Annotated in this window: 20 protein-coding genes and 1 pseudogene; 10 read left to right on the plus strand and 11 right to left on the minus strand. The window is 37.8% G+C overall.

Translation table 11 applies throughout. The annotated features are described in order from the left end of the window. The first annotated feature begins 7 nt into the window (after positions 1 to 7). Positions 8 to 667: a nucleotide exchange factor GrpE gene (grpE, locus tag PVV65_RS00470; protein ID WP_273753911.1), complete on the plus strand. Its 660-nt coding sequence runs from the start codon at positions 8 to 10 to the stop codon at positions 665 to 667. Positions 668 to 772: 105 nt separating this feature from the next. Here grpE and thpR read toward each other — a convergent pair whose 3' ends face one another. The 6 genes from thpR to PVV65_RS00500 form a co-directional block, all read right to left on the minus strand. Then, positions 773 to 1,312, minus strand: a complete 540-nt coding sequence (thpR, locus tag PVV65_RS00475) for an RNA 2',3'-cyclic phosphodiesterase (RefSeq protein ID WP_273788807.1) — start codon at positions 1,310 to 1,312, stop codon at positions 773 to 775. A 665-nt stretch (positions 1,313 to 1,977) separates the two neighbouring features. Beyond that, the gene (locus PVV65_RS00480; RefSeq protein WP_273753909.1) at positions 1,978 to 2,274 is read right to left on the minus strand and encodes an HPr family phosphocarrier protein; all 297 of its coding nucleotides are present in this window, start codon (positions 2,272 to 2,274) and stop codon (positions 1,978 to 1,980) included. 17 nt (positions 2,275 to 2,291) lie between these two features. Further along, entirely contained in the window at positions 2,292 to 2,690 is a 399-nt protein-coding gene (locus tag PVV65_RS00485; RefSeq protein WP_273788808.1) for a PTS sugar transporter subunit IIA, read from the minus strand. A 135-nt stretch (positions 2,691 to 2,825) separates the two neighbouring features. Beyond that, positions 2,826 to 3,290: an HPr kinase/phosphatase C-terminal domain-containing protein gene (locus PVV65_RS00490; protein ID WP_273788809.1), complete on the minus strand. Its 465-nt coding sequence runs from the start codon at positions 3,288 to 3,290 to the stop codon at positions 2,826 to 2,828. Positions 3,291 to 3,314: 24 nt separating this feature from the next. Beyond that, complete coding sequence (locus PVV65_RS00495; protein WP_273788810.1) at positions 3,315 to 5,099, minus strand: sensor histidine kinase; 1,785 nt, start codon at positions 5,097 to 5,099, stop codon at positions 3,315 to 3,317. A gap of 39 nt (positions 5,100 to 5,138) precedes the next feature. Then, complete coding sequence (locus tag PVV65_RS00500; protein ID WP_039759370.1) at positions 5,139 to 5,861, minus strand: response regulator transcription factor; 723 nt, start codon at positions 5,859 to 5,861, stop codon at positions 5,139 to 5,141. Positions 5,862 to 6,248: 387 nt separating this feature from the next. Between PVV65_RS00500 and lysM the strand changes: the two genes are divergently transcribed. Next, positions 6,249 to 6,704 carry a peptidoglycan-binding protein LysM gene (gene lysM / locus PVV65_RS00505; RefSeq protein WP_273788811.1) on the plus strand — a complete coding sequence of 152 codons (456 nt, stop codon included), beginning with the start codon at positions 6,249 to 6,251 and terminating at the stop codon, positions 6,702 to 6,704. Between the two features lie 120 nt (positions 6,705 to 6,824). On the opposite strand, the gene PVV65_RS00510 is transcribed toward lysM, so the two are convergent. Beyond that, on the minus strand, positions 6,825 to 7,379 hold the full coding sequence (locus PVV65_RS00510) for a copper chaperone PCu(A)C (protein WP_273788812.1): 555 nt from the start codon (positions 7,377 to 7,379) through the stop codon (positions 6,825 to 6,827). 1,014 nt (positions 7,380 to 8,393) lie between these two features. Between PVV65_RS00510 and dnaK the strand changes: the two genes are divergently transcribed. The 6 genes and pseudogenes from dnaK to lepA all read left to right on the plus strand — a co-directional run bounded on the left by dnaK (position 8,394) and on the right by lepA (position 17,354). Then, positions 8,394 to 10,286 (plus strand): molecular chaperone DnaK, encoded by a 1,893-nt coding sequence (gene dnaK / locus PVV65_RS00515; RefSeq protein WP_273753904.1) that lies wholly within the window; start codon positions 8,394 to 8,396, stop codon positions 10,284 to 10,286. 158 nt (positions 10,287 to 10,444) lie between these two features. Then, positions 10,445 to 11,587: a molecular chaperone DnaJ gene (gene dnaJ / locus PVV65_RS00520; RefSeq protein ID WP_273788813.1), complete on the plus strand. Its 1,143-nt coding sequence runs from the start codon at positions 10,445 to 10,447 to the stop codon at positions 11,585 to 11,587. Positions 11,588 to 12,373: 786 nt separating this feature from the next. Continuing rightward, a pseudogene (locus PVV65_RS00525) lies at positions 12,374 to 12,588 on the plus strand (integrase arm-type DNA-binding domain-containing protein); the annotation flags it as partial. Between the two features lie 324 nt (positions 12,589 to 12,912). After that, entirely contained in the window at positions 12,913 to 13,818 is a 906-nt protein-coding gene (gene argB / locus PVV65_RS00530) for an acetylglutamate kinase (RefSeq protein ID WP_273753903.1), read from the plus strand. A gap of 32 nt (positions 13,819 to 13,850) precedes the next feature. Further along, positions 13,851 to 14,765 (plus strand): DMT family transporter, encoded by a 915-nt coding sequence (locus PVV65_RS00535; protein ID WP_273788814.1) that lies wholly within the window; start codon positions 13,851 to 13,853, stop codon positions 14,763 to 14,765. 783 nt (positions 14,766 to 15,548) lie between these two features. Next, positions 15,549 to 17,354 (plus strand): translation elongation factor 4, encoded by a 1,806-nt coding sequence (lepA, locus tag PVV65_RS00540; protein ID WP_273753901.1) that lies wholly within the window; start codon positions 15,549 to 15,551, stop codon positions 17,352 to 17,354. Between the two features lie 595 nt (positions 17,355 to 17,949). Here the strand turns inward: lepA and dapD are convergent. Continuing rightward, positions 17,950 to 18,798, minus strand: a complete 849-nt coding sequence (gene dapD / locus PVV65_RS00545) for a 2,3,4,5-tetrahydropyridine-2,6-dicarboxylate N-succinyltransferase (RefSeq protein ID WP_273788815.1) — start codon at positions 18,796 to 18,798, stop codon at positions 17,950 to 17,952. A 106-nt stretch (positions 18,799 to 18,904) separates the two neighbouring features. Here dapD and PVV65_RS00550 point away from each other — a divergent pair, with 106 nt between their 5' ends. Continuing rightward, positions 18,905 to 19,768, plus strand: coding sequence for an LOG family protein (locus PVV65_RS00550; protein ID WP_273788816.1), 864 nt, complete (start codon positions 18,905 to 18,907; stop codon positions 19,766 to 19,768). 31 nt (positions 19,769 to 19,799) lie between these two features. Here PVV65_RS00550 and truA read toward each other — a convergent pair whose 3' ends face one another. Genes truA through def form a run of 3 tightly spaced genes read right to left on the minus strand, consistent with a single transcriptional unit; the run spans position 19,800 to position 22,004 of the window. Further along, on the minus strand, positions 19,800 to 20,543 hold the full coding sequence (truA, locus tag PVV65_RS00555; RefSeq protein WP_273788817.1) for a tRNA pseudouridine(38-40) synthase TruA: 744 nt from the start codon (positions 20,541 to 20,543) through the stop codon (positions 19,800 to 19,802). Position 20,544: 1 nt separating this feature from the next. Beyond that, positions 20,545 to 21,474, minus strand: coding sequence for a methionyl-tRNA formyltransferase (fmt, locus tag PVV65_RS00560; RefSeq protein ID WP_273788818.1), 930 nt, complete (start codon positions 21,472 to 21,474; stop codon positions 20,545 to 20,547). Beyond that, positions 21,474 to 22,004 carry a peptide deformylase gene (def, locus tag PVV65_RS00565; protein WP_273753896.1) on the minus strand — a complete coding sequence of 177 codons (531 nt, stop codon included), beginning with the start codon at positions 22,002 to 22,004 and terminating at the stop codon, positions 21,474 to 21,476. Before def ends, fmt begins: the two co-directional genes overlap by 1 nt. Before the next feature lie 91 nt (positions 22,005 to 22,095). Between def and PVV65_RS00570 the strand changes: the two genes are divergently transcribed. Beyond that, positions 22,096 to 23,238 (plus strand): DNA recombination protein RmuC, encoded by a 1,143-nt coding sequence (locus PVV65_RS00570; RefSeq protein WP_273788819.1) that lies wholly within the window; start codon positions 22,096 to 22,098, stop codon positions 23,236 to 23,238. Positions 23,239 to 23,260: the final 22 nt, after the last annotated feature.

Here is a 23,260-nt window from a genome sequence, read left to right on the forward strand (position 1 = left end):
AATTTTTATGTCTGATGAAAAAAACAAATTTACTGACGCTTCATTTGAAAATTGCGATTTAAAAAAACCAGCTGATCGTAATACACTTAAACAAGCAGCGGATGAATTTTTAAAAACACATAAAACAGAAGCACATGGAGAGGTTGAAGAAGAAAGTAATGAGGTTGATCCTTTAGCGGCTTTGCAGGATGAAAACAAAGATTTGAAAGATCAGCTTTTACGTCTTGCAGCAGATATGGAAAATCTTCGACGCCGTACTGCGCGTGATGTAGCGGATGCAAGGGCTTATTCTATTGCTAATTTTGCACGGGATATGTTATCTGTTTCTGACAATCTCAATCGTGCTTTGGAAGCGATTCCAGAAGGTGCACGAGAAAGTGATGCTGGTTTAAAATCATTGGCAGAAGGTGTTGAAATGACTGAACGTGCCATGATGGCAGCATTAGAGCGTCATGGTGTACAGAAAATTCATCCAGAGGGACAAAAATTTGATCCTCATTTTCATCAAGCGATGTTTGAAATTCCTAATGCCGATGTTCCCGATAACACTGTTCAACAAGTGGTTCAGGCTGGTTATATTATTGGAGAAAGGGTTTTACGTCCAGCGATAGTGGGTGTGGCCAAAGGAAGAACAAAAGAAGCTTCTGTTGAAACTGATTCGGCTTAAAACATATTAATAACAAGTCTCCAGCGTAAAATTCAGCATTTCCTGTGATTTCGCGTATATGGGGTCTTTCCTCAAAGAGTTTTAAAGGGTGTTACAAACACCCTTTTATCTTTGAAGTGACCAACTTCCTTTTACAATATATGGAGCATCGCTTGAGGGAGCTGGCGATGAAAATAAAACAAAATGATCAACATCAAAGGGAGGAAATGAAAAATCACTCCGAGAGGACAGATAAGGAGGAAGATCTTCAGGTTTAATATCGAGCAGTCGCGCAATAGTAATATGCGGTGTAAATTCTTTTTTATCAGGTTCTAGCCTCAAGTGGCTACGAATACATTGCATCTTTTCGTGTAAAAGATTGAGAGCTTCACAAGATTCAATGCGGACAACAAGAAAATGTGGAGCGTTTTCTGAACCAAAAACGTCAAAACCCTTCATTTGTAGCATAAAAGGAGGGAGCTTTATTATGTCAAAGGCATGCCTAAGTGCATCTTCTGTATCACTTTCAACTTCACCGAAAAAAGACAAAGTGATGTGAAAATTCTGCGGATTAATCCACTGTGCATTTGGTAAGCCATTTTGCAACGATACAAGTTGTTGTGTTGTTTGTTGAGGAATCTGAAGGGCACTAAATAAACGGTCCATAATGTTATCTCCTTATAATGAAAAGATGCTATCCCAAGTGCAATAAAAGATAAAAAGTGCAATAACAGATAAATTGAAAGTAAAAAATGTCACGGAAGATAAGGCAATAGTATAGAAAAATAATGTCTAAAAAATGCTTACCATAATTATAAATGTACGAAGATTATTTGTTTGAAGAAAATGGTTATGATATCGATCAAAATAAAAATTGCGTTTTCATAATATGCATTACAATGATCTGAAGGTGGGGATTGCTTGTGTATTATAAAGGCTACAAAGCGAGCAGAAAATAAAAAAAGTTTATCAATTTCTGATTTGTGAAATTATCTTGATATTATTTTTCTTTTGCTTAAAAGCAAACATATTCAATCCAAGTCAAAATTCTCTTTTCTGTAAAGATGTAAATCATATGATTAAGTATGATTAAGTTGGATAAAAACCATAATACACAATAACTATTAAATAGGCCCAATAATGTTAGAACAGCAAACAAAAAAATTCTGCATAATACAATTAGGATAAGCTGTCATATTTATAATAATTGTGCCAATCTACAGTGGATATGAATCTCGGCATAAAAATGAGAGAAGAAATCAAAATTCAAGATAATGATAGAAAATTCTTATTCTCCAAGGATCTTCATTCTTGTTTATTATGAGAAAGGGCTAGTTTTCCTCTCCAAAGTTGTTATTGATGAGCTTTTCAAGAGCATTAAGGGCATCTGTTGCTTCTGGTCCCCAAACACGAATAGTGAGGTTGCAACCGGATGAAGCCGCTAGCATCATGAGTCCCATAATTGATGTTCCACCAACGATTTTTCCATCTTTTTCAACTTCAACAGTGGCATTAAAATTGTCAACAGTTTGTACAAATTTTGCAGAAGCCCTTGCATGCAACCCACGTTTATTACAGATATTAAAATGACGACTAAGTTTAGAGGGGAGGGTATCTTTGGGAAGCATCAGTATTTTATCATCCGCTATAAAATCATACTTGGTACATTAATATATTTACGCCCTGCTTCTTGTGCTATTCTTAACGCGTCTGATAATGAGATATCAGGACATTTGCGAATAGAAATCAATTTAATAAGCATGGGCAAATTAACCCCCGAAATCATTTCAACGCGTCCTTTTTCAATAACAGGAATAGCTATATTTGATGGTGTCCCACCGAACACATCTGTTAATATGATGACGCCATTATCTGTATTTGTATCGGTTACTGCGGCTATAATATCACCTTGGCGCTGATCTATATCGTCATCGGGATAAATACATATTGTTGCGAACTTTTCTTGTGTTCCAACAACATGTTCCACGGCATGTAAAAATTCGACAGCTAGCTCACCGTGCGTTACAAGCACGAGTCCAATCATTTACGCAAACTCCTGTTAACTAATAAGATCCAACCATATTGGTGGGAAGGATATTTTACAAGGCTTTGTCTTGCTGCCAAGAAAAATTTGCAAAAAAAAGGCAAAAAAGTGTGATTTTTTTATATTTGGAAAAAATTAGACAGTTTTATGCCATATTTTTCTGAACAAAAATGCTTCAATAGCTTGACAAATGGCTGTACAATCGGCCTCGTGAAGAGAGGGAAGTTTTAAAAGAGGAATGTGCAAATCTTCAAATTGAAAAGTTTTATTTGTGGAAAAACGTTCGTATTCAGGGCCAAGAAAAATAATACAATCGATAATTGTTTGCTTTTGAAATTCTATCATGTAGAGACCAGCACCACGAATCTCGATACCGCCCTGTAAGTCTTCAGGCGTGTATCCATGAAGTTTTCCATTTTTTACACGTAGCATTGTATAATCATCACTGATAAGTTTTGCTTCACGTTTTGACCACTCAGCGCGGTCGAGCAAAGCAAGGGTAATGGTTGATTTCCCTGATTCCGATGGACCTATAATCAACAGCCCCTTTCCTCCCAGTTGAAGACAATTTGCGTGGAGTATTTCACATTTTATTTTCATGTTCTTTATTTTGTGGTAAAAGATTTATTTAACGAGGGGAAGCATAATAATAAAACGTGCACCAATTTTACATTTTCCAAGTGCTGGATCAATAATATTTTCGGCTGTAATTGTTCCATTATGGGCCTCAATGATTTGCCGACTAATAGAAAGGCCAAGTCCAGAGTTTTGTCCAAAAGCATCTTCATTTGGTCGATCAGTATAGAAACGTTCAAAAATGCGTTCAATATTCTCTGAACGAATACCGGGGCCATTGTCTTCAATGGTTAAAATAAGAGTTGAAGCATGACTTTTCATAGTAATGCAAATTTTTCCCCGATTACGGGGAATAAAGGAACGCGCATTTTCAAGAAGATTGGAAATCACTTGCCCTAAACGGAGTTCATGTCCTAACACCAGATAAGGTTTTCCATAAGGACGTGGGATAATATTCAAGCTTACATCGATGGTTTGTGCATTGCGGTATACTTCCTGAACGGCATGAATAAGACTTTCCAAAAGCGGTGTCATATCAACGATCTCTGCGGTTTCTCGTGCAAGCTCTGCATCGAGCCTAGAGGCATCAGAAATATCTGTAATCAACCGATCAAGACGACGCACATCATGTTGAATAATTTCAAGCAACTTTTCTTGTGCTTCTTCATTTTTAGCCAGAGGGAGGGTTTCAACAGCACTACGGAGAGAAGTGAGGGGATTCTTTAATTCGTGGCTTACATCAGCTGCAAAGCGTTCAATGGCTTCAATACGCATATAAAGAGCATTGGTCATGTCACGAATAGAGGTTGAGAGATGACCAATTTCATCTTCACGCATTGAAAAATCAGGAATTTCTACACGCTGATTATTGCCATTCCGCACTCGGTTAGCAGAGGCAGATAATTTGCTTAATGGATGGGCAATCGTATGGGCTAAAAAGAGCGAAAGAACCAAAAGTACACTGCCTACAACGACAAAGACTTTAAATATAACCAGTCTTTCGGCCTTTACAATGTTATCAATATCGGAGCCAGTTGTTGAAAGAAGAAGGGCGCCAACCACTGCGCGATAGCGTTGAACAGGAACGGCAACAGAAACGATAAGTTGACCTTGTCTGTTGCGTCTTTTTGCGGTAGCAAGAGATCCGTTTAATGCACGGTATACTTCTGGATAAGCAATATCACGGTTTTTTGTTTGTTCTCTATCAAAAGCAATACCTTTTCCATAAAATGTGTTTGAATACCATGAAGTAAGGCGATCCCATATATTTTGTTCTGTTTTAAGTGGGGGTAAATCATATCTAAAAACGTCTCCACTAGAATAAAGAACCCGCGAATCAAGAAGTAAAGTAGCATCACGATCATAGATACGTGCTCTTGTCGTTTTAGGTGTGATGAGACGTCGTAGAAGAGGGGCAACTTGTTCAGGATTAATGGGAAAGTCCCAAGAGTCTGTTGATTGAGGGGCGGGTGTAACGCTTTCACCAGTCTGTAACTCTAAGAGTTTTTGGGGGTCAATGAGGATAGAGTTTGTATCTACTGTTGCAGAAGCTGCAATAGCTCCGGCAATAATTTTTCCTTGGGTACATAAGCTTTTAATTTTTGCTTCAATTAAACCATCGCGAAATTGGTTAAGGTATAAAATGCCTGTAACCAGAACGGCAAGAGCAGCAATATTTAATATAACAATGCGGCGTGTGAGACTGGAAAAAAGCAATTGTCTAAAGAGACGTTGTATTCGAAGGTGTAAATGAGTAAACATAAGAAATGGCGCTGTGGATATACCATTAGGGGCTATTTTTTTTAGAGTTTCCAGTTGAGAATTGTCTGTCATCGATTTGATTGCCATTCAAATTGTTGCGACAAAGCAGTTTTACACCTCGTGAAAACGATAACCCACACCATAAAGTGTTTCAATCATTGCAAAATCATCATCCACTTGTTTAAATTTCTTACGCAGACGTTTAATATGACTATCAATGGTGCGATCATCTACGTAGACCTGATCACTATAGGCAGCATCCATTAAAGCATCACGACTTTTTACAACGCCTGGTCTTTGTGCGAGGGTTTGCAGAATCAAAAATTCCGTAACAGTTAAAATAACAGGTTTATCTTTCCATGTACAGGTGTGACGTTCTTGATCCATCACAAGATCTCCACGTTTGAGGGAAGAGGTAGAAGCAGTTCCTGTAGAAAGCGGTTGGTTACGAGCATTGGAACGGCGCAAAATAGCTTTTACGCGCTCAATGAGAAGACGTTGGGAGAAAGGTTTTGTAATAAAATCATCAGCTCCCATTTTAAGACCAAATAATTCATCAATTTCATCATCTTTGGACGTCAGAAAAATAACTGGAAGATCAGATTTTTGACGTAAACGACGCAAGAGCTCCATCCCATCCATTCGGGGCATTTTAATATCAAAAATAGCTAAATGTGGGGGGTGAAGTGTGAGACCTTTGAGTGCAGATGCTCCATCTGTATAGCTTTCAACCCGATATCCTTCTGTCTCAAGCGCAAAAGATAGAGATGTCAAAATATTGCGATCATCATCAACAAGTACAATCGTTTGCGTGATTGTTGGTGTATCTTTCATGGTTTCTTAGACCTTTCTATTGCTGTGGTAGCAAATTACCCACACTTATTTATATGGGAGTTCACATTTTTTTTGCAAAACAAATATGATACAAATTGTAGCAAAGTAAAAAACCTGTTGTCATTCCTGTAAAATCTTGTTTTGCTTTCATAATTTATAATGTTTCTACGTCTATTAAGATCCCTTCGTTTGAGAGAAAATTTGCATAAAGGCTTTTTTTATTAAAATTTATTGCGAAGTTTATTCTTATTTTTGTCTCAAAATTGAACATGTTTAGTTTTGATTGTTGAAGTTTAGAAAATCCGCCTATGTGTTTTAAGAGCAAAGACAAGAATGTGGCAATATATGCACAAAAATTTGTTTCTGCTATACGATAAGGAGGTCATAATGGGATTTTTTAATTTTATTAAAACCGTAGGGGAAAAGCTAGGTATGGGGGACCATGAACCAAGAGAAAAAGACTTTAAGGCCGCATTTGATCATTTTCAACTCGATACAGAAAAAGTTAATATTCAAATTGAAGACGGTAAAGCTATTTTAAGTGGTGAGGTTCCAGATAGGGAAACACTGGAAAAAGCACTTTTGGTTGTTGGCAATTCACAAGGCATTTCTTCTGTGGATGTTGAGCAATTAAAGGTTATAGATACAACGTTTAGAAAATCTTCTCGTTTTTATGAGGTTAAGTCTGGTGATAATCTTTGGAAAATTGCTGAAGAGGTTTATGGAAAAGGGCAAGGTGATAAAAATACATTTATTTTTGAAGCCAATAAACCAATGCTAAAATCTCCTGATAAAATTTATCCTGGACAAGTTTTGCGTATCCCTGAAGTTGACCCTATTTAACGCATAAAAGAGAATAGTTTTTTGCTTATGTTATGGCATTAAACAAAATGAAGAAGTGTAAAAATTTTACACTTCTTCATTTTATAAAATGTGTGTTTATAATAATTAAATAAAAAGGGCTTAGTGAGCAGGAGTGGGTTTGGAAGGTGAGGTTGTTTTCATAGCTTTTATAGAGAAATCAACATCAATGGTTCCTGCATTCTCAAATGTTAATTTTGCACTAACTTTATCACCTAGCTTGAAGGGTTTTGAAAGTCCCATAAACATAATATGATTACCACCGGGCTTAAGTGTGACTTCGCCATTTCCCGGGATTTCAATGCCATTATGCATTTTTTCCATTTTCATAATATCATTAACAACAGTCATAGTGTGCATTTCTGTTGTTTTTACGCCGTCTGTGGAAATAGAAACTAAACGATCTGGAATATTACTGTGATTAATAATATAAAAATAACCACTACTAACTTTTGCACCTTTAAGTGTTTCGCGTGCCCAAGGATTAAGAATTTCTATGTCACCAAGTTTGTATTGCTGAGCATTTGCTGGTAAGGTTATACTAGCAAAAAGAAAAACACAAATGATATTTGCGATAGCCTTTTTGTATGGATATAGTGCATATATTGTATTCTTATAGTTGAGTTTCGTTATTTTCTTGATAATAGATGCCAGCATTAATTTACCCTCCTTCATAAGATTCATACTCTGAATATTTTTTAATTAGCAGAGTTTTTATTTAAAATAAAAGCAAAGAATTACTAAAATAAAATTGATTTAAATTATGAAAAGAAAAGTCATAGAATTCTTCAATTTTAAAGGAAAACAGTAAGGTTTACAAAGACAAAATATCTCTCAGCATTATTCATATCACAAAAGTATTTGTAAATGATAAAATTCCATGGTCCGCCACTCCTTTACTGAATAAAGATACAATAGAGAAAGATCATAAAATTGATCAACTCTTAGTATTACGACAGATTTTGGTACTTTAAAGCGTTTATACAGAGGTATTATTATATATCTTTCGAATTTTAAGAAGGATATAGTTTAAGAAAAAGCTTTTTTGATAAATTTAAAAGACTGCTTTCAAATAGTAATGAACGATGAGGCTATTAGAAGAAGAATTTTTGAGAGGCGATCGATCAATGATATTGTTATCAATATGAACATTTAGAAAAGCACAGTTTAATACTTGAAGAAGGATCATAAAAACAGATTCATAAGATATGCAGGCTGTTTTAGTTTTTAGGAAGGTTTATAACGTTTTATGATATAAGTTATTCGCCTTTAAACGGTATTTTTAAAAAGCTTTTATATCAGTATTTCTTAATTCATGATGAAAAATCAAGAGCGCGTGTTCAATGATTTTATTTTTATAGATAGATCTATTTTTTGAGGATTGAAAGAAAAATATATTATGATCTTAACCCTTTCATAAATATGGTATTTATGGATTATTAGAGTGCCTACTTTAAAAGATTTTTTTTATTTTGGAGGTGTTTCTCTCATTATTCTCTTGTAGCAATAAAATCCTGTTCTTATATACGAGGCAGCGAGGCTTGTTGGCGACTTGCGATTTATTATTATTTATGTTGCTTAAAGCAGATACGGGCTTTGAGTGTTGTGAGGAGCTATCTTAAAAAGATGCTTTATGAAGGCTGAGGTAGCTTGCTGAATGGAGATTATAATATGGCAAAAGTAATTGGTATTGATTTGGGGACGACGAACTCTTGTGTGGCTGTTATGGATGGCAAAAACGCAAAGGTTATCGAAAACTCAGAAGGAGCGCGAACAACACCTTCTGTTGTTGCCTTTACGGATGGGGGAGAGCGGCTTGTTGGACAGCCTGCTAAACGTCAGGCAGTAACAAATCCTGAAGGGACAGTTTTTGCAGTGAAACGTTTGATAGGGCGGCGTTTTGATGACCCTATGGTTGAAAAAGATAAAGCACTTGTGCCTTATAAAATCGTTAAAGGTGACAATGGCGATGCATGGGTCGAAGAAGCGGGTAAGAAATATTCTCCATCGCAAATTTCAGCGATGATTTTGCAAAAGATGAAGGAAACAGCTGAATCTTATCTTGGTGAAAAAGTTGAACAAGCAGTTATTACTGTTCCTGCTTATTTTAATGATGCTCAACGTCAAGCGACTAAAGATGCGGGTAAAATTGCTGGACTTGAAGTCTTACGGATTATTAATGAGCCAACAGCTGCTGCTTTAGCTTATGGTTTGGACAAAAAGGACGGAAAAACAATTGCTGTTTACGACCTTGGTGGTGGTACATTTGATATTTCAGTCCTTGAAATAGGAGATGGCGTTTTTGAAGTTAAATCAACTAATGGAGATACATTTTTAGGAGGTGAAGACTTTGATATGCGCTTGGTCGGTTATTTTGCCGATGAATTCAAAAAAGAACAAGGTATTGATCTAAAGAATGATAAACTTGCTTTACAGCGCCTAAAAGAAGCGGCAGAAAAAGCAAAGATTGAGCTTTCTTCATCACAGCAAACAGAAATCAATTTACCATTTATTACGGCTGATCAATCGGGTCCCAAGCATTTAACAATGAAATTGACTCGGGCAAAATTTGAATCACTCGTTGATGATTTAGTGCAACGTACCATCGAGCCTTGTAAAGCTGCATTGAAAGATGCTGGATTAAAGGCTGGTGAGATTGATGAAGTTGTTTTAGTGGGCGGTATGACACGTATGCCTAAGATTCAGCAAGTTGTGCAGAACTTCTTTGGCAAAGATCCACATAAAGGTGTTAATCCCGATGAAGTGGTTGCAATGGGTGCAGCCATCCAAGGGGGCGTCTTACAAGGCGATGTCAAAGACGTGTTGCTTCTAGATGTCACCCCTTTATCCTTGGGGATTGAAACATTGGGAGGCGTTTTTACACGTCTCATTGAGCGCAATACCACTATCCCGACGAAAAAATCGCAAGTTTTTTCAACAGCTGATGATAACCAGAGTGCTGTAACGATTCGTGTTTTCCAAGGTGAACGGGAAATGGCGAGTGATAATAAATTGTTGGCTCAATTTGATCTTGTTGGTATTCCCCCAGCACCGCGTGGTGTACCGCAAATCGAAGTTACTTTTGATATTGATGCGAATGGTATTGTTAATGTTTCAGCCAAAGATAAAGGAACGGGTAAAGAGCATCAAATTCGTATTCAGGCATCAGGTGGTTTAAGTGATGCTGATATTGAAAAAATGGTACAGGATGCAGAAGAACATGCAGCTGAGGATAAAAAACGCCGTGAAGGTGTTGAAGCCAGAAATCAAGCGGAAGCTCTTATTCATTCGACGGAAAAATCGCTCAATGAATATGGCGATAAAGTATCAGCTGAAGAAAAGGGGCAGATTGAAACAGCAATATCTGATTTGAAATCTGCGCTTGAAAGCAGTGATACAGAAGAAGTAACAACAAAGATGCAAAAATTAGCAGAAGTCAGTATGAAGCTTGGACAGGCTATGTATGAAGCGTCACAAGCAGCAAGCGCTGACACTGAAACAGAGACAAAGAATGATGATGTTGTTGATGCTGATTTTGAAGAAGTTAATGATAAGAAGAAATAGTGTCAGCATATGTGTTGATTAATTTATAAACCCGGCCTTTGAAATATAAGGCTGGGCTTTATTATTTGAGACAAGTTGCAACTTTGTTGCTAAAAATATAAATTAAAAGAGATATTATCCATAAAGATGGATAATAGAAAAACTATCAGGAATACATGATGAAGGTTGACTATTATGAAATTCTTGGCGTGACTCGTGAATGTGATGATAAAAAATTGAAATCTGCTTTTCGTAAGTTGGCAATGCAATATCATCCTGATCGCAACGCCGGGGATAAAGAGGCAGAGCGAAAATTCAAAGAAATTGGCGAAGCCTATGAAGTTCTTAAAGATCCTCAAAAGCGCGCTGCTTATGACCGATTTGGTCATGCGGCCTTTGAAAATAGCGGTGGTCAAGGGGGTGGCAATCCCTTTAGCGGTTTTGCAGCCGGTGGTGGATTTGCTGATATTTTTGAAGATTTTTTTGGTGAGATTATGGGAGGTGCACACCGTAAGCGTGGTGATGGTCGCGAGCGTGGTGCAGACTTAAGTTATAATATGGAAGTGACCTTAGAAGAGGCCTTTTCAGGAAAAACTGCAGAAATTAATATTCCTAGTTCTGTCACGTGCGATGTTTGTGAAGGTTCAGGAGCGAGAAAGGGCTCTAGTCCACAAGTTTGTGGGACATGTCATGGGTCTGGTCGTGTGCGTGTCGCACAAGGTTTTTTTTCTATTGAGAGAACATGTCATACATGTCATGGACGTGGTGAAACGATTACAGATCCATGCCCCAAATGTCAGGGTACACGGCGTATAGAGAAAAAACGTTCGTTGAGCGTGAATGTTCCAGCTGGTATTGAAGATGGGACGCGTATTCGTCTTTCTGGTGAGGGTGATGCTGGTGTTCGTGGTGGTCCCAATGGTGATCTTTATATTTTCCTTTCCGTTAAACCGCATGAATTTTTTCAGCGAGAAGGAGCAGATCTTCACTGTCGTGTTCCTATTTCGATGGTAACAGCGGCTTTAGGAGGAGAATTTGAAGTTTCTGACCTTGATGGTGTTAAAGCACGTGTTAAGATCCCAGAAGGGACACAAAATGGACGTCAATTCCGCCTTAAAGGTAAAGGCATGCCCATGTTGCGCCGTCAGCAGCTAAGAGGTGATCTGTACATTCATATCACGATTGAGACACCACAGAAGCTCACGCACGAGCAACGTGAACTATTGCAAAAATTTGAAAAGCTCTCAAATCATGAGAACTCACCACAATCACATGGTTTTTTTTCACGGATGAAAGAATTTTTTGAAAATATTTCTGGTTAAAGTAGGTGAATGTTTTCAAAGTAAATGAGAAAATATTTTTGGAAGGTTATTTTCATTAAACTTTCGATTGTCTTATCATCTTTGAAAAGAAAAAAGAGAGACGATTGATTTAGTGTAAGTTCCTGCTGTGCAGAATTTTTTACCATTTTATGGATAAGTTTTACTTTTGAATATTTATAATAGTTTAAAAGGGCTTATCCATAGAAGGATGCACTGAATGATTGATAATATTTCCAGTGTAATAGCCATTTATCTTTTGTACCACAAAAGATCGTCATTTAAGGCGGTAATACAAATGTAAGCCTCTTGTACACATAAAGCGTTTTTAGAAGTGCGAGGTTATTAGGCTTGTTCGTAGAGTCTTATGTGAATAAATCATATAAGCTAATCATCAGGTAGAACCAATCCAGTAAGAATCCAAATTTTTTACAGACAAAATCCCTTTTAAAAGCTCCAACATAAAATTTTAAAATGGCAAAATCTTATCAAGTAGGGCTAAAAAAGCTGTTGGGCAATCTATCTCTTATAACCTTTCATGATTGATTGTATAAGGTGCTATTTCCATATAGTTTTAACCACAGCCTGCTCTAAAATATGAGAACTTTTATTCGAATAATACTTTGATTTACAATAATATTAACTGTTTTATATGTTGAATGAGAGTCCCGAATAACGTAAGATTCTCTCATTTCAAACTTATCTATCTTGAATCAATCAAAATCATTCATTTGCACGTCAAAAGTGGGATGAATGTGTGAATAAAATTTGTATAAGAAAGGACTAAAAATGGCTTTTGTGAACCGTCTTAATGCAAGATCTGTCGCAACATTGGGGGCTGGCAAATATAACGATGGTGCTGGCTTGTTACTTCATAAGTGTAAAGATGAGGCGCTCAATGGATTTATCGTTATACCCTTCACGGGCACTGTCGCGAAATGGGCTTGGGTGGCTTTGAGAGATGTCTCTTTTTAAAACAAGCCCGTGAATTGGCAAATCAATGGTTGTATATATTCCTATTCATTGTTAAGTATCCATAAGGGGAACTGAATGAGTTGATTGTACAGTGCAGCTTAAAAGTTTTGCTCTTCAATTTTATACATCAGATCATAAAATAGTGACGTTTTTTGCGCTTATTTTGTTTAGTTTTTCGCTATTACGTTCATTGAGGAAGTTATTTTCTTGTTTCATCTGGTTATTATTTTTTGTAATTTGAAGGAAAATTGACGATTTTCAGGGGGATGGATAGAGTAAAGCTTTGTTTTTTTGTTTTCACTTTTCCTAAATTTCACTAAGAGATAGTAAAAAGTGATGAGGAGGCTCTATTAATGGATGATGCTAAAAACAGTGCTGTCGATGTTTTGGAAAAACAAGCAGCATTTTTATCGTCTGCTTTGCCTTATATGCAAAAATACGAAAATAAAACAGTCGTGGTAAAATATGGCGGTCATGCTATGGGTGATCCTGCTTTGGGACGAGCATTTGCGCGTGATATTGCTCTATTAAAGCAATCAGGGATTAATCCTGTTGTTGTTCATGGTGGAGGACCTCAAATTGCTGAAATTTTGATGAAAATGGGGATTGAATCACGATTTGAAAACGGTTTACGGGTAACCGATGAGCGGATCATTGAAGTGGTTGAAATGGTTTTAGCGGGTTCCATCAATAAGGAAATAGTTGCTCTCATCAATGCTGAGGGTGAATGGGCAATAGGGCTGTGCGGCAAGGATGGCAATATGGTTTTTGCCGAAAAGGCTTATAGAACTGTCATTGATCCTGATTCGCATATTGAACGTGTTCTAGATTTAGGATTTGTTGGTGAGCCTATTGAAGTTGATCGTACATTGCTGGATCTATTAGCTTGTTCTGAAATGATACCAGTTCTTGCTCCTGTGGCTCCAGGTAGGGATGGTAAAACCTATAATATTAATGCTGATATTTTTGCTGGAGCTATTGCGGGTGCATTAGAGGCTAAACGTCTTTTATTTCTGACTGATGTTCCTGGTGTTTTGGATAAACAGGGTAAACTTTTAAAAGAATTGACAGTTTCTGAGGCTAAGAAACTTATCGAAAATGGAACAATTTCAGGAGGCATGATTCCAAAAGTAGAGACTTGTGTGAAAGCCCTTCAAAATGGTGTGGAAGGTGTTGTCATTTTAAATGGAAAAACCCCTCATTCTGTTTTACTAGAGCTGTTTACCGAACAGGGAGTTGGAACGCTTATTGTTTCATAAATTGTGCGGAAAATTGGAGGAGAAGGCTTTTCATGACGAATATCAAACAGTTTAAATATCCTTTATTAAGCAAACCAGAATTGGCAATATTTGCTGCAACAATATTATGGGGGATTACATTTTTAGTCATTCACATTGCGGTACGCTATAGCGGTCCTCTGTTTTTTGTTGGATTTCGTTTTATTGCTGCATCCCTTATATGTGGAGCAATTTTTTGGCGCTCTATAAAAGGTATAACTGTTTATGAAGTTTTTGCTGGGATGGCAATTGGTTTATCCATGTTTTTGGGGTATGCTTTTCAAGCTGCTGGACTTCAAACGATTATTAGTAGTCAGTCGGCTTTTATCACAGCGCTTTATGTTCCGATGGTTCCAATCTTGCAATGGATTGTTTTTAAAAAACCTCCCCGTTTTGCTTGTTGGATTGGTATTGTTTTTGCTTTTATTGGTCTTGTACTTGTTTCAGGACAAAAGCCGGGAAGTTTTGATTTTTCAAAAGGCGAAATTTTGACTTTGTTGGGAGCCTTAGCAATTGCTGGAGAAGTCATACTCATTGGAATTTTTGCCAACAAGGTTGATAGTCGACGTGTGACCATTATTCAGTTATTCTTTAGTGGTTTTTTTTCATTTTCTTGTATGCCTTTGATGGGGGAAAGCATTCCTGAATTTTCGTGGGTATGGTTTATTATTGGTATGGGATTGGCATTAATGAGTGCGATTATTCAATTGGCCATGAATTGGGCACAAAAATCCATTTCCCCTACACGTGCAACACTCATTTATGCAGGTGAACCAGTATGGGCTGGTATTGTTGGGCGTTTGGCTGGAGAGCATTTATCTCCTTTAGCTTTATTGGGTGGTTTGTTTATTCTAATTGGGATCATTGTTGCTGAATTACAACCTTCACAATGGCGTAAAAAAAATAAAGCAATTGAAAAGATTGATTAGCGATGCACTTTTCCTCTGATGATTTTATTGCATTCGTTTTTTACTTACAGAGTTTTTATTTAAATTACAAAACAATAAACAATCATTATAAATCAATGTGTTATATAATTATTCGAAGAGGATTGATGTTTTTATCTTTAATGGAGGCAGAAAGGAGTTGTATAAAAAGTACATAAAAACTCTATGCAATAGAACTTATTTTTACAGTTTTAAACGTTAAAAAAAACTATCCTTTTGGACATGCATTTATTATATAAGATTGCTAAAAAAGCAAATTATTGCGTACAAATAAAAAGCATTTCTCGCAAATTTCATCGAAAGTTTAAGTGATATACACGTCCACTCTGTATTTATACAACATATAGATTTATAATGAGAATATAGCATTTTGAATTAGAATCCTAAATACCGTAAATTTTTTTCATGTTAAATCAATCCAAATCACTTGTTTACACGCTATAAGCGGATGGGCCATGTGGTAAAATTGCATAAAAAAGGCATGTCCCCTCTAAATTCTTTCAAGTCTCAAGGACTATTGCAACATTGGAGGTTGGTAAAGTGTGTGATGGTAGCGGCTTATCAGCCTATGGAGTCATCAAACAATATGTGAAAAGATCATTTTAGTCTCTTTGGTATTTAATTTATTAAATAAAAGCCTTATTTTTTCAGGTTATGGGAGGTTGTGTTTTGAGAAGCTTTTTTGGTTAATATTCTTTTGAAAGGTTTTCGATAGAACATAATTGGTCTTTGCGTTTTGTGTTATTCTTTGCTAAATCGCCTTATATGACAATAGATCGTAATTATATTCGTAATTTTTCCATCGTGGCGCATATTGATCACGGCAAGTCCACTTTAGCGGATCGTTTGATTCAAATGACAGGAGGGCTTGACACACGTGAGATGAAGGAACAAGTGCTTGATTCTATGGATATTGAGCGTGAACGTGGGATTACTATAAAAGCACAAACAGTACGTTTACATTATAAAGCAAAGAATGGTCAGACTTATATTTTAAATCTTATGGATACACCAGGTCATGTGGATTTTGCTTATGAAGTTTCGCGTTCATTGGCAGCTTGTGAAGGTTCTCTGTTGGTGGTGGATGCAAGCCAAGGTGTCGAGGCACAGACGTTGGCAAATGTTTATCAAGCTATTGATAATTCCCATGAATTGGTTGTTGTACTCAATAAAGTTGACCTTCCGGCAGCAGAACCTGAACGTGTTAAAGAACAAATTGAAGATGTGATAGGCATTGATACCTCTGGGGCCGTGGAAATATCAGCAAAAACAGGTTTAGGTGTCCCTGATGTTTTGGAAGCAATTGTTACACAGTTACCTCCTCCACGTACAGGCGATGTTGCAAATCCCTTGAAGGCAATGTTGGTTGATAGCTGGTATGATGCATATCTTGGTGTCATCGTTTTGGTACGAGTCATTGATGGTGTGCTAAAAAAAGGCCAAACCATTCGTATGATGGGTACGGGCGCAAAATATCCTGTTGAGCGTGTTGGGGTGTTTACACCTAAAATGGTACAAGTTGATGAATTAGGACCAGGTGAGATTGGTTTTATCACTGCTTCTATCAAAGAGGTTGCTGATACACGGGTTGGCGATACAATTACGGAAGAGCGTCGTCCTTGTGAAAATGCTTTACCTGGTTTTAAGCCTGCACAACCGGTTGTCTTTTGTGGACTTTTTCCAATTGATGCTGCCGATTTTGATGATTTGCGTGCAGCCATGGGCAAATTACGCTTAAATGATGCGAGTTTTTCTTTTGAAATGGAAACATCTGCAGCTTTGGGCTTTGGTTTTCGGTGTGGCTTTTTGGGACTTCTTCATCTTGAAATTATTCAAGAGCGATTAGAGCGTGAGTTTAATTTAGATTTAATCGCGACAGCACCTTCAGTTGTTTATCGTATGAATATGAATGATGGTTCAGTTAAAGAGTTGCACAATCCAGCAGATATGCCTGATGTGGTTAGAATTTCTTCTATCGAAGAACCGTGGATTCGAGCGACAATCATGACTCCTGATAATTATCTTGGGTCAATTTTAGAGCTATGCCAAGAGCGGCGTGGGGTACAGGTTGGTTTATCCTATGTTGGAACGCGTGCTATGGTGACATATGATTTACCACTTAATGAAGTTGTTTTTGATTTTTATGACCGCCTAAAATCGATCTCAAAGGGGTATGCTTCTTTTGATTATCAGATGAGGGATTATGCAGAGGGGGATTTAGTTAAAATGTCTATTTTGGTAAATGGAGAGTCTATTGATGCATTGTCCATGCTTGTGCACCGTACGATTGCGGAAAAGCGTGGGCGTTCCATGTGCGAAAAGCTGAAAGATCTTATTCCCCAGCATATGTTTCAGATTCCAATTCAAGCAGCTATTGGTGGTAAAGTCATAGCGCGCGAAACAATTCGAGCTTTGCGTAAAGATGTAACAGCAAAATGTTACGGGGGTGATGTGACGCGTAAGCGCAAATTATTGGAAAAGCAAAAAGAAGGCAAAAAACGGATGCGCCAATTTGGAAAGGTAGAAATTCCTCAGTCAGCTTTTATTCAAGCGCTCAAAATGAATAAATAATGAAAAAGGGTGTATTTTCCTCATTAAATTGTGCTTTTGTTTTTGCCGACTGGTTCAGGTTTTTAAAGAGTGTTTCTTAAATGGAAATTGGGCAGTCCTCACGCTTTTGGGGATAGTGTGCTTTTTCATTGTGTCACGTTGCTCACGTAAAATGGAATGCTTTAAACAAAAATACATTTATGTTGCGTATTGTCCCCCCCCTTTTTTTTAAAAAGAAATATCTCTCTCTCAATGTACCCGAGCCGATTTCACAATGGTGTTCGTCAAAAGGATAATGGTTAAAACTTCCGTAAATAACATAAAACCCATTTGGCATGACAATCTTTACATGTCATAAAGACGCATAGTGCTACCCTCATACTTTTTGCGTGTTCAAAATGTTATGATAGCTCTTGGTTTTTAAGAGCGTTCAATAAAGACATTTTCACTCTTTTATTAAGGTACATCTTACCCAAACACTCTTTACGTTTGTAATGCGCAAGGAAATGAGAGCAATTAATTCAATATAAAAGGGTTTGAAATAAGAAGAATCCTTTTATTTTATAGTGTTATTCAAGTTGAAAACAATAAATGACATTATCAATCAACATTGTGTTTAATCACGTAAAAGCTCATTAATCGATGTTTTTTCTCGTGTTTTTTGATCAACGCGTTTTACAATAACAGCACAGTAAAGGTTTGGTCCTGCTTCACCATTAGGGAGTGGTTTTCCAGGGAGAGACCCTGGTACAACAACTGAATATGCCGGTACTTCACCGATAAAAATTTCCCCTGTTGTACGATCAATAATCTTTGTAGACTTCCCAATAAAGACTCCCATTCCTAAAACAGCACCTTCACGAATAATACAACCTTCAACAACTTCAGAGCGAGCACCAATAAAACAATGATCTTCAATAATGGTTGGATTTGCTTGCAGAGGTTCCAAAACGCCTCCAATACCAACACCACCAGAAAGGTGAACATGTTTGCCAATTTGTGCACAAGAACCAACGGTTGTCCAGGTATCAACCATTGTTCCTTCATCGACAAAAGCGCCAAGATTGATAAAGGATGGCATGAGTATGACGTTTGGTGCAATATAGGCAGAATGACGTACAATCGCTCCAGGAACGGAACGAAACCCCGCTTTTTGAAAATCATTTTCTTTCCAACCAGAAAATTTTGAAGGAACTTTATCCCACCAATATGTTCCATTGATTCCACCAGCAATAATTTTCATTGGGTTTAGCCGAAAAGAGAGCAAAACAGCTTTTTTCAACCATTGATAAACATGCCATTGTCCATTTTTTTTCCGTTCTGCCACACGGATTTCCCCTTTATCAAGAAGGCTCAATATGTGTTCGACACTCTCACGGATTTCCCCTTTTGTGGTAGTATTGATAGAATCGCGATTATCAAATGCTTTTTCGATAATGATTTCAAATTGTGTGAGATGGGTCATGACGAGCGTTCCGTTAAACAAGTTGAAAGCTTCAAGATTTATTCTCTATGACCTACGCGAAGAAATGTTTTTAGTCAATAAAACGATGAGAAAGTAAGACATGTGCATGAAAAAAAGCTGTAAAGAAAAAAGAAAAGAAGAACAAGAAAATTGGACACCACTTCTTCACACGAGAGAAGCTCTCCAACAGATCCATGAAGTTTCTAATTCAACACAAATGTGTTCACCTACTTATCGTTTAGCCTATATCGATCAAGATTTTATGATGCGTCCAGAGCTGCGCTCACAACGTATTGGTCTTGAATTTTTAAAGCCAGAAATAACACTTAAAGAATATGATATCCAATCAACAGTTGTTTTGTTTGGTGGTGCGCGTATTCCTGAATACGGGCAAGAAGCTTGGGCAGCAAAAAATGAAACGCAAAAGAAAAACTTGCATGCTATGTCACATTATTACGATGAGGCAAGGGAATTTGCATGTTTATGCTCACGCTATTCTGCTACCACACAATATCGTGAGTTTGTGGTTGTCACAGGGGGGGGACCAGGGATCATGGAAGCAGGAAATCGTGGCGCTTGTGATGTTGGAGCCCCAACGGTTGGCTTGAATATTATTTTACCGCATGAACAAGAGCCTAATTCATATGTATCTCCGCATTTGTGTTTTAATTTTCACTATTTGGGGATGCGAAAAATGCATTTTCTCATGCGGGCGAAGGCATTAGCTATTTTTCCTGGAGGATTTGGGACTCTGGATGAGTTGTTTGAGACGTTAACTTTGATACAGACGGGACGGATGAAACAGGTTCCAATTTTACTGTTTGGTAAAGAATTTTGGTACAATGTGATCAATTTTGAGTATTTATCAGAACAAGGTACAATTTCTCCCTCCGATATTGATTTAGTAAAATTTGTCAATACTGCAGCAGAAGCCTTTGAAGAAATCCGTTGTTTTTACAAACTACCTTAATTGCTCTTTAAGAAGAAACTTTGCAGAATAATTAATATTCTACTTTGGTTAAATAAAGTCCTGAAGGGGGAGCAACAACACCACAACGTTTACGATCTTTAGCATGAAGAGCTGCTTCAAGATCTTGTGCTCTCCAGCGCCCAACACCAACTTCCATCAGGCTTCCTGCAAAGGAACGGATTTGATGATGCAGAAAAGAGCGTGCTTGTGCATAGAGGAAGATTTCTTCCCCTTCTCTTTTCACATCAAGGCGTTCAAGGGTGCGAATAGGGCTTTTAGCTTGGCAATGTATTGAACGGAAAGTTGTAAAATCATGTTGTCCTACAAGCTTTTGAGCAGCTTCATGCATAGCTTGCGCATCAAGAGGCTTTGGCAACCACCATACGCGTTTGGCATTTAAGGCTGGTGGAGAGCGACGATTGAGAATTTTAAAAAGATAATGACGTTTAATAGCAGAAAATCGTGCATCGAAATCATCAGGGACATTTTCGACATTTAAGATTGAAATATTTTCTCTCCGTTTTTGCAAATGCGCATTCAGAGCATCGCGTATAGTGTGCGTCTGCCAGTTTTTTTCAAAATCAACATGCGCAACTTGCCCCATAGCGTGTACACCAGCATCCGTTCGACCCGCTGTTGTGATGGTCAATTGTTGTCCACAAAAGAGAAAAATGACTTGTTCAAGAGCGCCTTGTATGGTGTGCAGATCTGCTTGACGTTGCCAGCCAGCATAATTTGATCCATCATATTCAAGAGTAAGTTTAAAACGTGGCATATCAAAAAACAGCAGAAATATGAGCACCTCGCAAAAAGGTTGCGTTCTCAAGGACTTTACCACCAGATCTCTGCAGATGGGTTATTTCAAGAAGCCCTTGTCCACAATGGACAATCAAAGAATCTGGTTCTATTCGACCAATTTCAAGAGAAGGGCCTGTTATTAAACGACTTCCAAGAATTTTTACGCGTTCTTCTTGTCCCATGATAATCATGTTACACCAGCAACCAGGAAAGGGAGAGAGTGCGCGAATATATCGATGAATAAATTCAGCAGACTTTGTCCAATCAATGCGGGTTTCTTCCTTTTTGATTTTGGCAGCGTAGGTGCTGCCTTCTTCTGATTGGGGGGTCAGTTTGAGTTGCCCTTTTTCTAAAGTTGATAGAGCTTCTATCATAAGTTCTGCGCCGATATATGAAAGCTTATTTGAAAGTTCATCCGTGGTGGTGGTATCCGTGATGGGAATAGAGCGTGAGAGGGCAATAGGCCCTGTATCAAGCCCTTCATCCATTTTCATAATCATCATCCCCGTTTCCTTATCACCAGCCATAATGGCACGCTGAATAGGTGCAGCACCACGCCAGCGTGGTAAAAGTGAAGCATGGGCATTAAAACATCCAAAACGTGGTGTTTCAAGAATAGCTTTTGGTAAGAGGAGTCCATAGGCAACTACAACAGCAACATCAATACAAAGCGCTGCAAATTGGGCTTGCTGTTCGGCTGTTTTGAGTGTTTGGGGCGTGAATACGGGAATAGACTTTTCTTCTGCTGCACTTTGCACAGGTGAGGGAATGAGTTTAAGACCACGACGTCCTGCTGGGCGAGGAGGTTGACTATAAACGGCAACAACATCATGACCAGATTCCAACAAAGCACGCAAAATGGGAACAGAAAAACTAGGGGTTCCCATAAAACTCAACCGTAATGCCATTACAAAATTGCTTCCTGAGTATTTTTTTCTTTTGCGCGTTTTTTAAATTTTCGTATCACCATATCGCGTTTGATTTTTGAGATATGATCAATAAAAAGACGCCCATCTAAATGATCCATTTCATGCTGCAAGCAAGTTGCCAACAAATCATCTGCTTCAATTTCTGTTTGTTTTCCTTCACGATTCTGATAGCGAACACGCAGACGTTTAGGGCGTTCAACTTCTGCAAAATAGTCAGGAATAGAAAGACAACCTTCTTTGTGAATATTACGCTCTTCTGAAAGCCATAGAATCTCTGGATTGATAATAACAAACGGATTTTTCGGTGCATCATTTGGAGAGACATCCATAACCAGCATGCGTAGCGGTATGCCAATCTGAATAGCAGCAAGACCAATGCCGTGGGCATGATACATAGTTTCCAGCATATTATCTGCAAGCTTTTGGAGGGTTGCATCAACATGCTCGATGGGCTTGGACACTTCCCGTAAAATCGGATCTGGTAAAGTAACTAAAGATCTTATTGACATGGAGCACAGATTAATCAATGCTTGTGTATGGGTCAATATTGAATAATAAATTCTTGCGCTTTTTTGCAATGAGAGCGTTATATTACTTCTCATGTTTGATTCGTTTTTTTCTTTTATACTTGCTGATGAGTCTTTTACGAAATTGAGTGTTCTTCTTTTATTGATACTCGTTTGCTTAGCACTTTTTATAGTGATTTATTCTTATCGGAAAAAGGCATTTTTGGAAAGTGAAGTTGCCAAGCATGCTCGTGAGGCACAAGAGCAGATGGCTACTTTGCTCAAAACACAAGCTGAAATGCAAGGGCGAATGCAAACGATGGCGGAAATTTTTGGTCAACGGCAAGCTGAATTAAATAAATCACTCAGTGAGCAACTCAATGGCATGACAGCCAATATAGGTCAAACACTTCAGGTACAGACCAAATCCACCTATGAAAATTTGAATCGTTTGCAAGAGCGTTTAGCAGTGATTGATGCAGCACAAAATAATATTCAATCGCTTACGGGACAAGTTGTTCAGTTGCAGTCTATTTTAAGCAATAAGCAGACACGTGGTACTTTTGGTCAGGGGCGGATGGAAGCCATTATTGCCGATGCCTTACCAACAAATGCTTACGTTTTTCAGGCTGTTCTTTCCAACGGAAAGCGCCCAGATTGTCTTATTCACATGCCAAATAAAGCACCTTCTCTTGTTGTGGATGCTAAATTTCCTTTGGAAGCTTGGAATGCACTGCGTAAAGCAACATCAGCACAAGAACGTCAAGAGGCAGAGCGTCAATTTCGTACCGATATAGAAGTCCATATTCGTGATATTGAACAAAAATATTTGATTCCTGGAGAAACCCATGACACCGCTTTTCTTTTTGTACCATCGGAATCTATTTTTGCAACAATTTATGAGGATTTTGAGCCATTGGTACAAAAAGCCAATAGAGCTCATGTGATTATTGTTTCACCGTCTTTATTGATGCTCTCTGTTCAAGTTGTACAAACCATTATGAAAGATGCGCGGATGCGTGAACAAGCACATTTAATTCAATCAGAAGTAGCAAAATTAATGGAAGATTTTGGGCGAATGGATATGCGTGTTCGTGCACTACAGAAGCACTTTCACAAAGCAGGTGAAGATATAGAAGGAATTTTAATATCATCATCCAAAATTATGAAACGGGCAAATCGCATTGAAACCTTCGAGTTAAAAGAAAATCACTCTGAAGTAACAAAGCAGCATTAAAGCAATTAGGAATCTGTGTAAC

The sequence above is a fragment of the Bartonella sp. ML70XJBT genome, assembly GCF_028618425.1.
In the GTDB taxonomy this organism is placed as follows: domain Bacteria; phylum Pseudomonadota; class Alphaproteobacteria; order Rhizobiales; family Rhizobiaceae; genus Bartonella.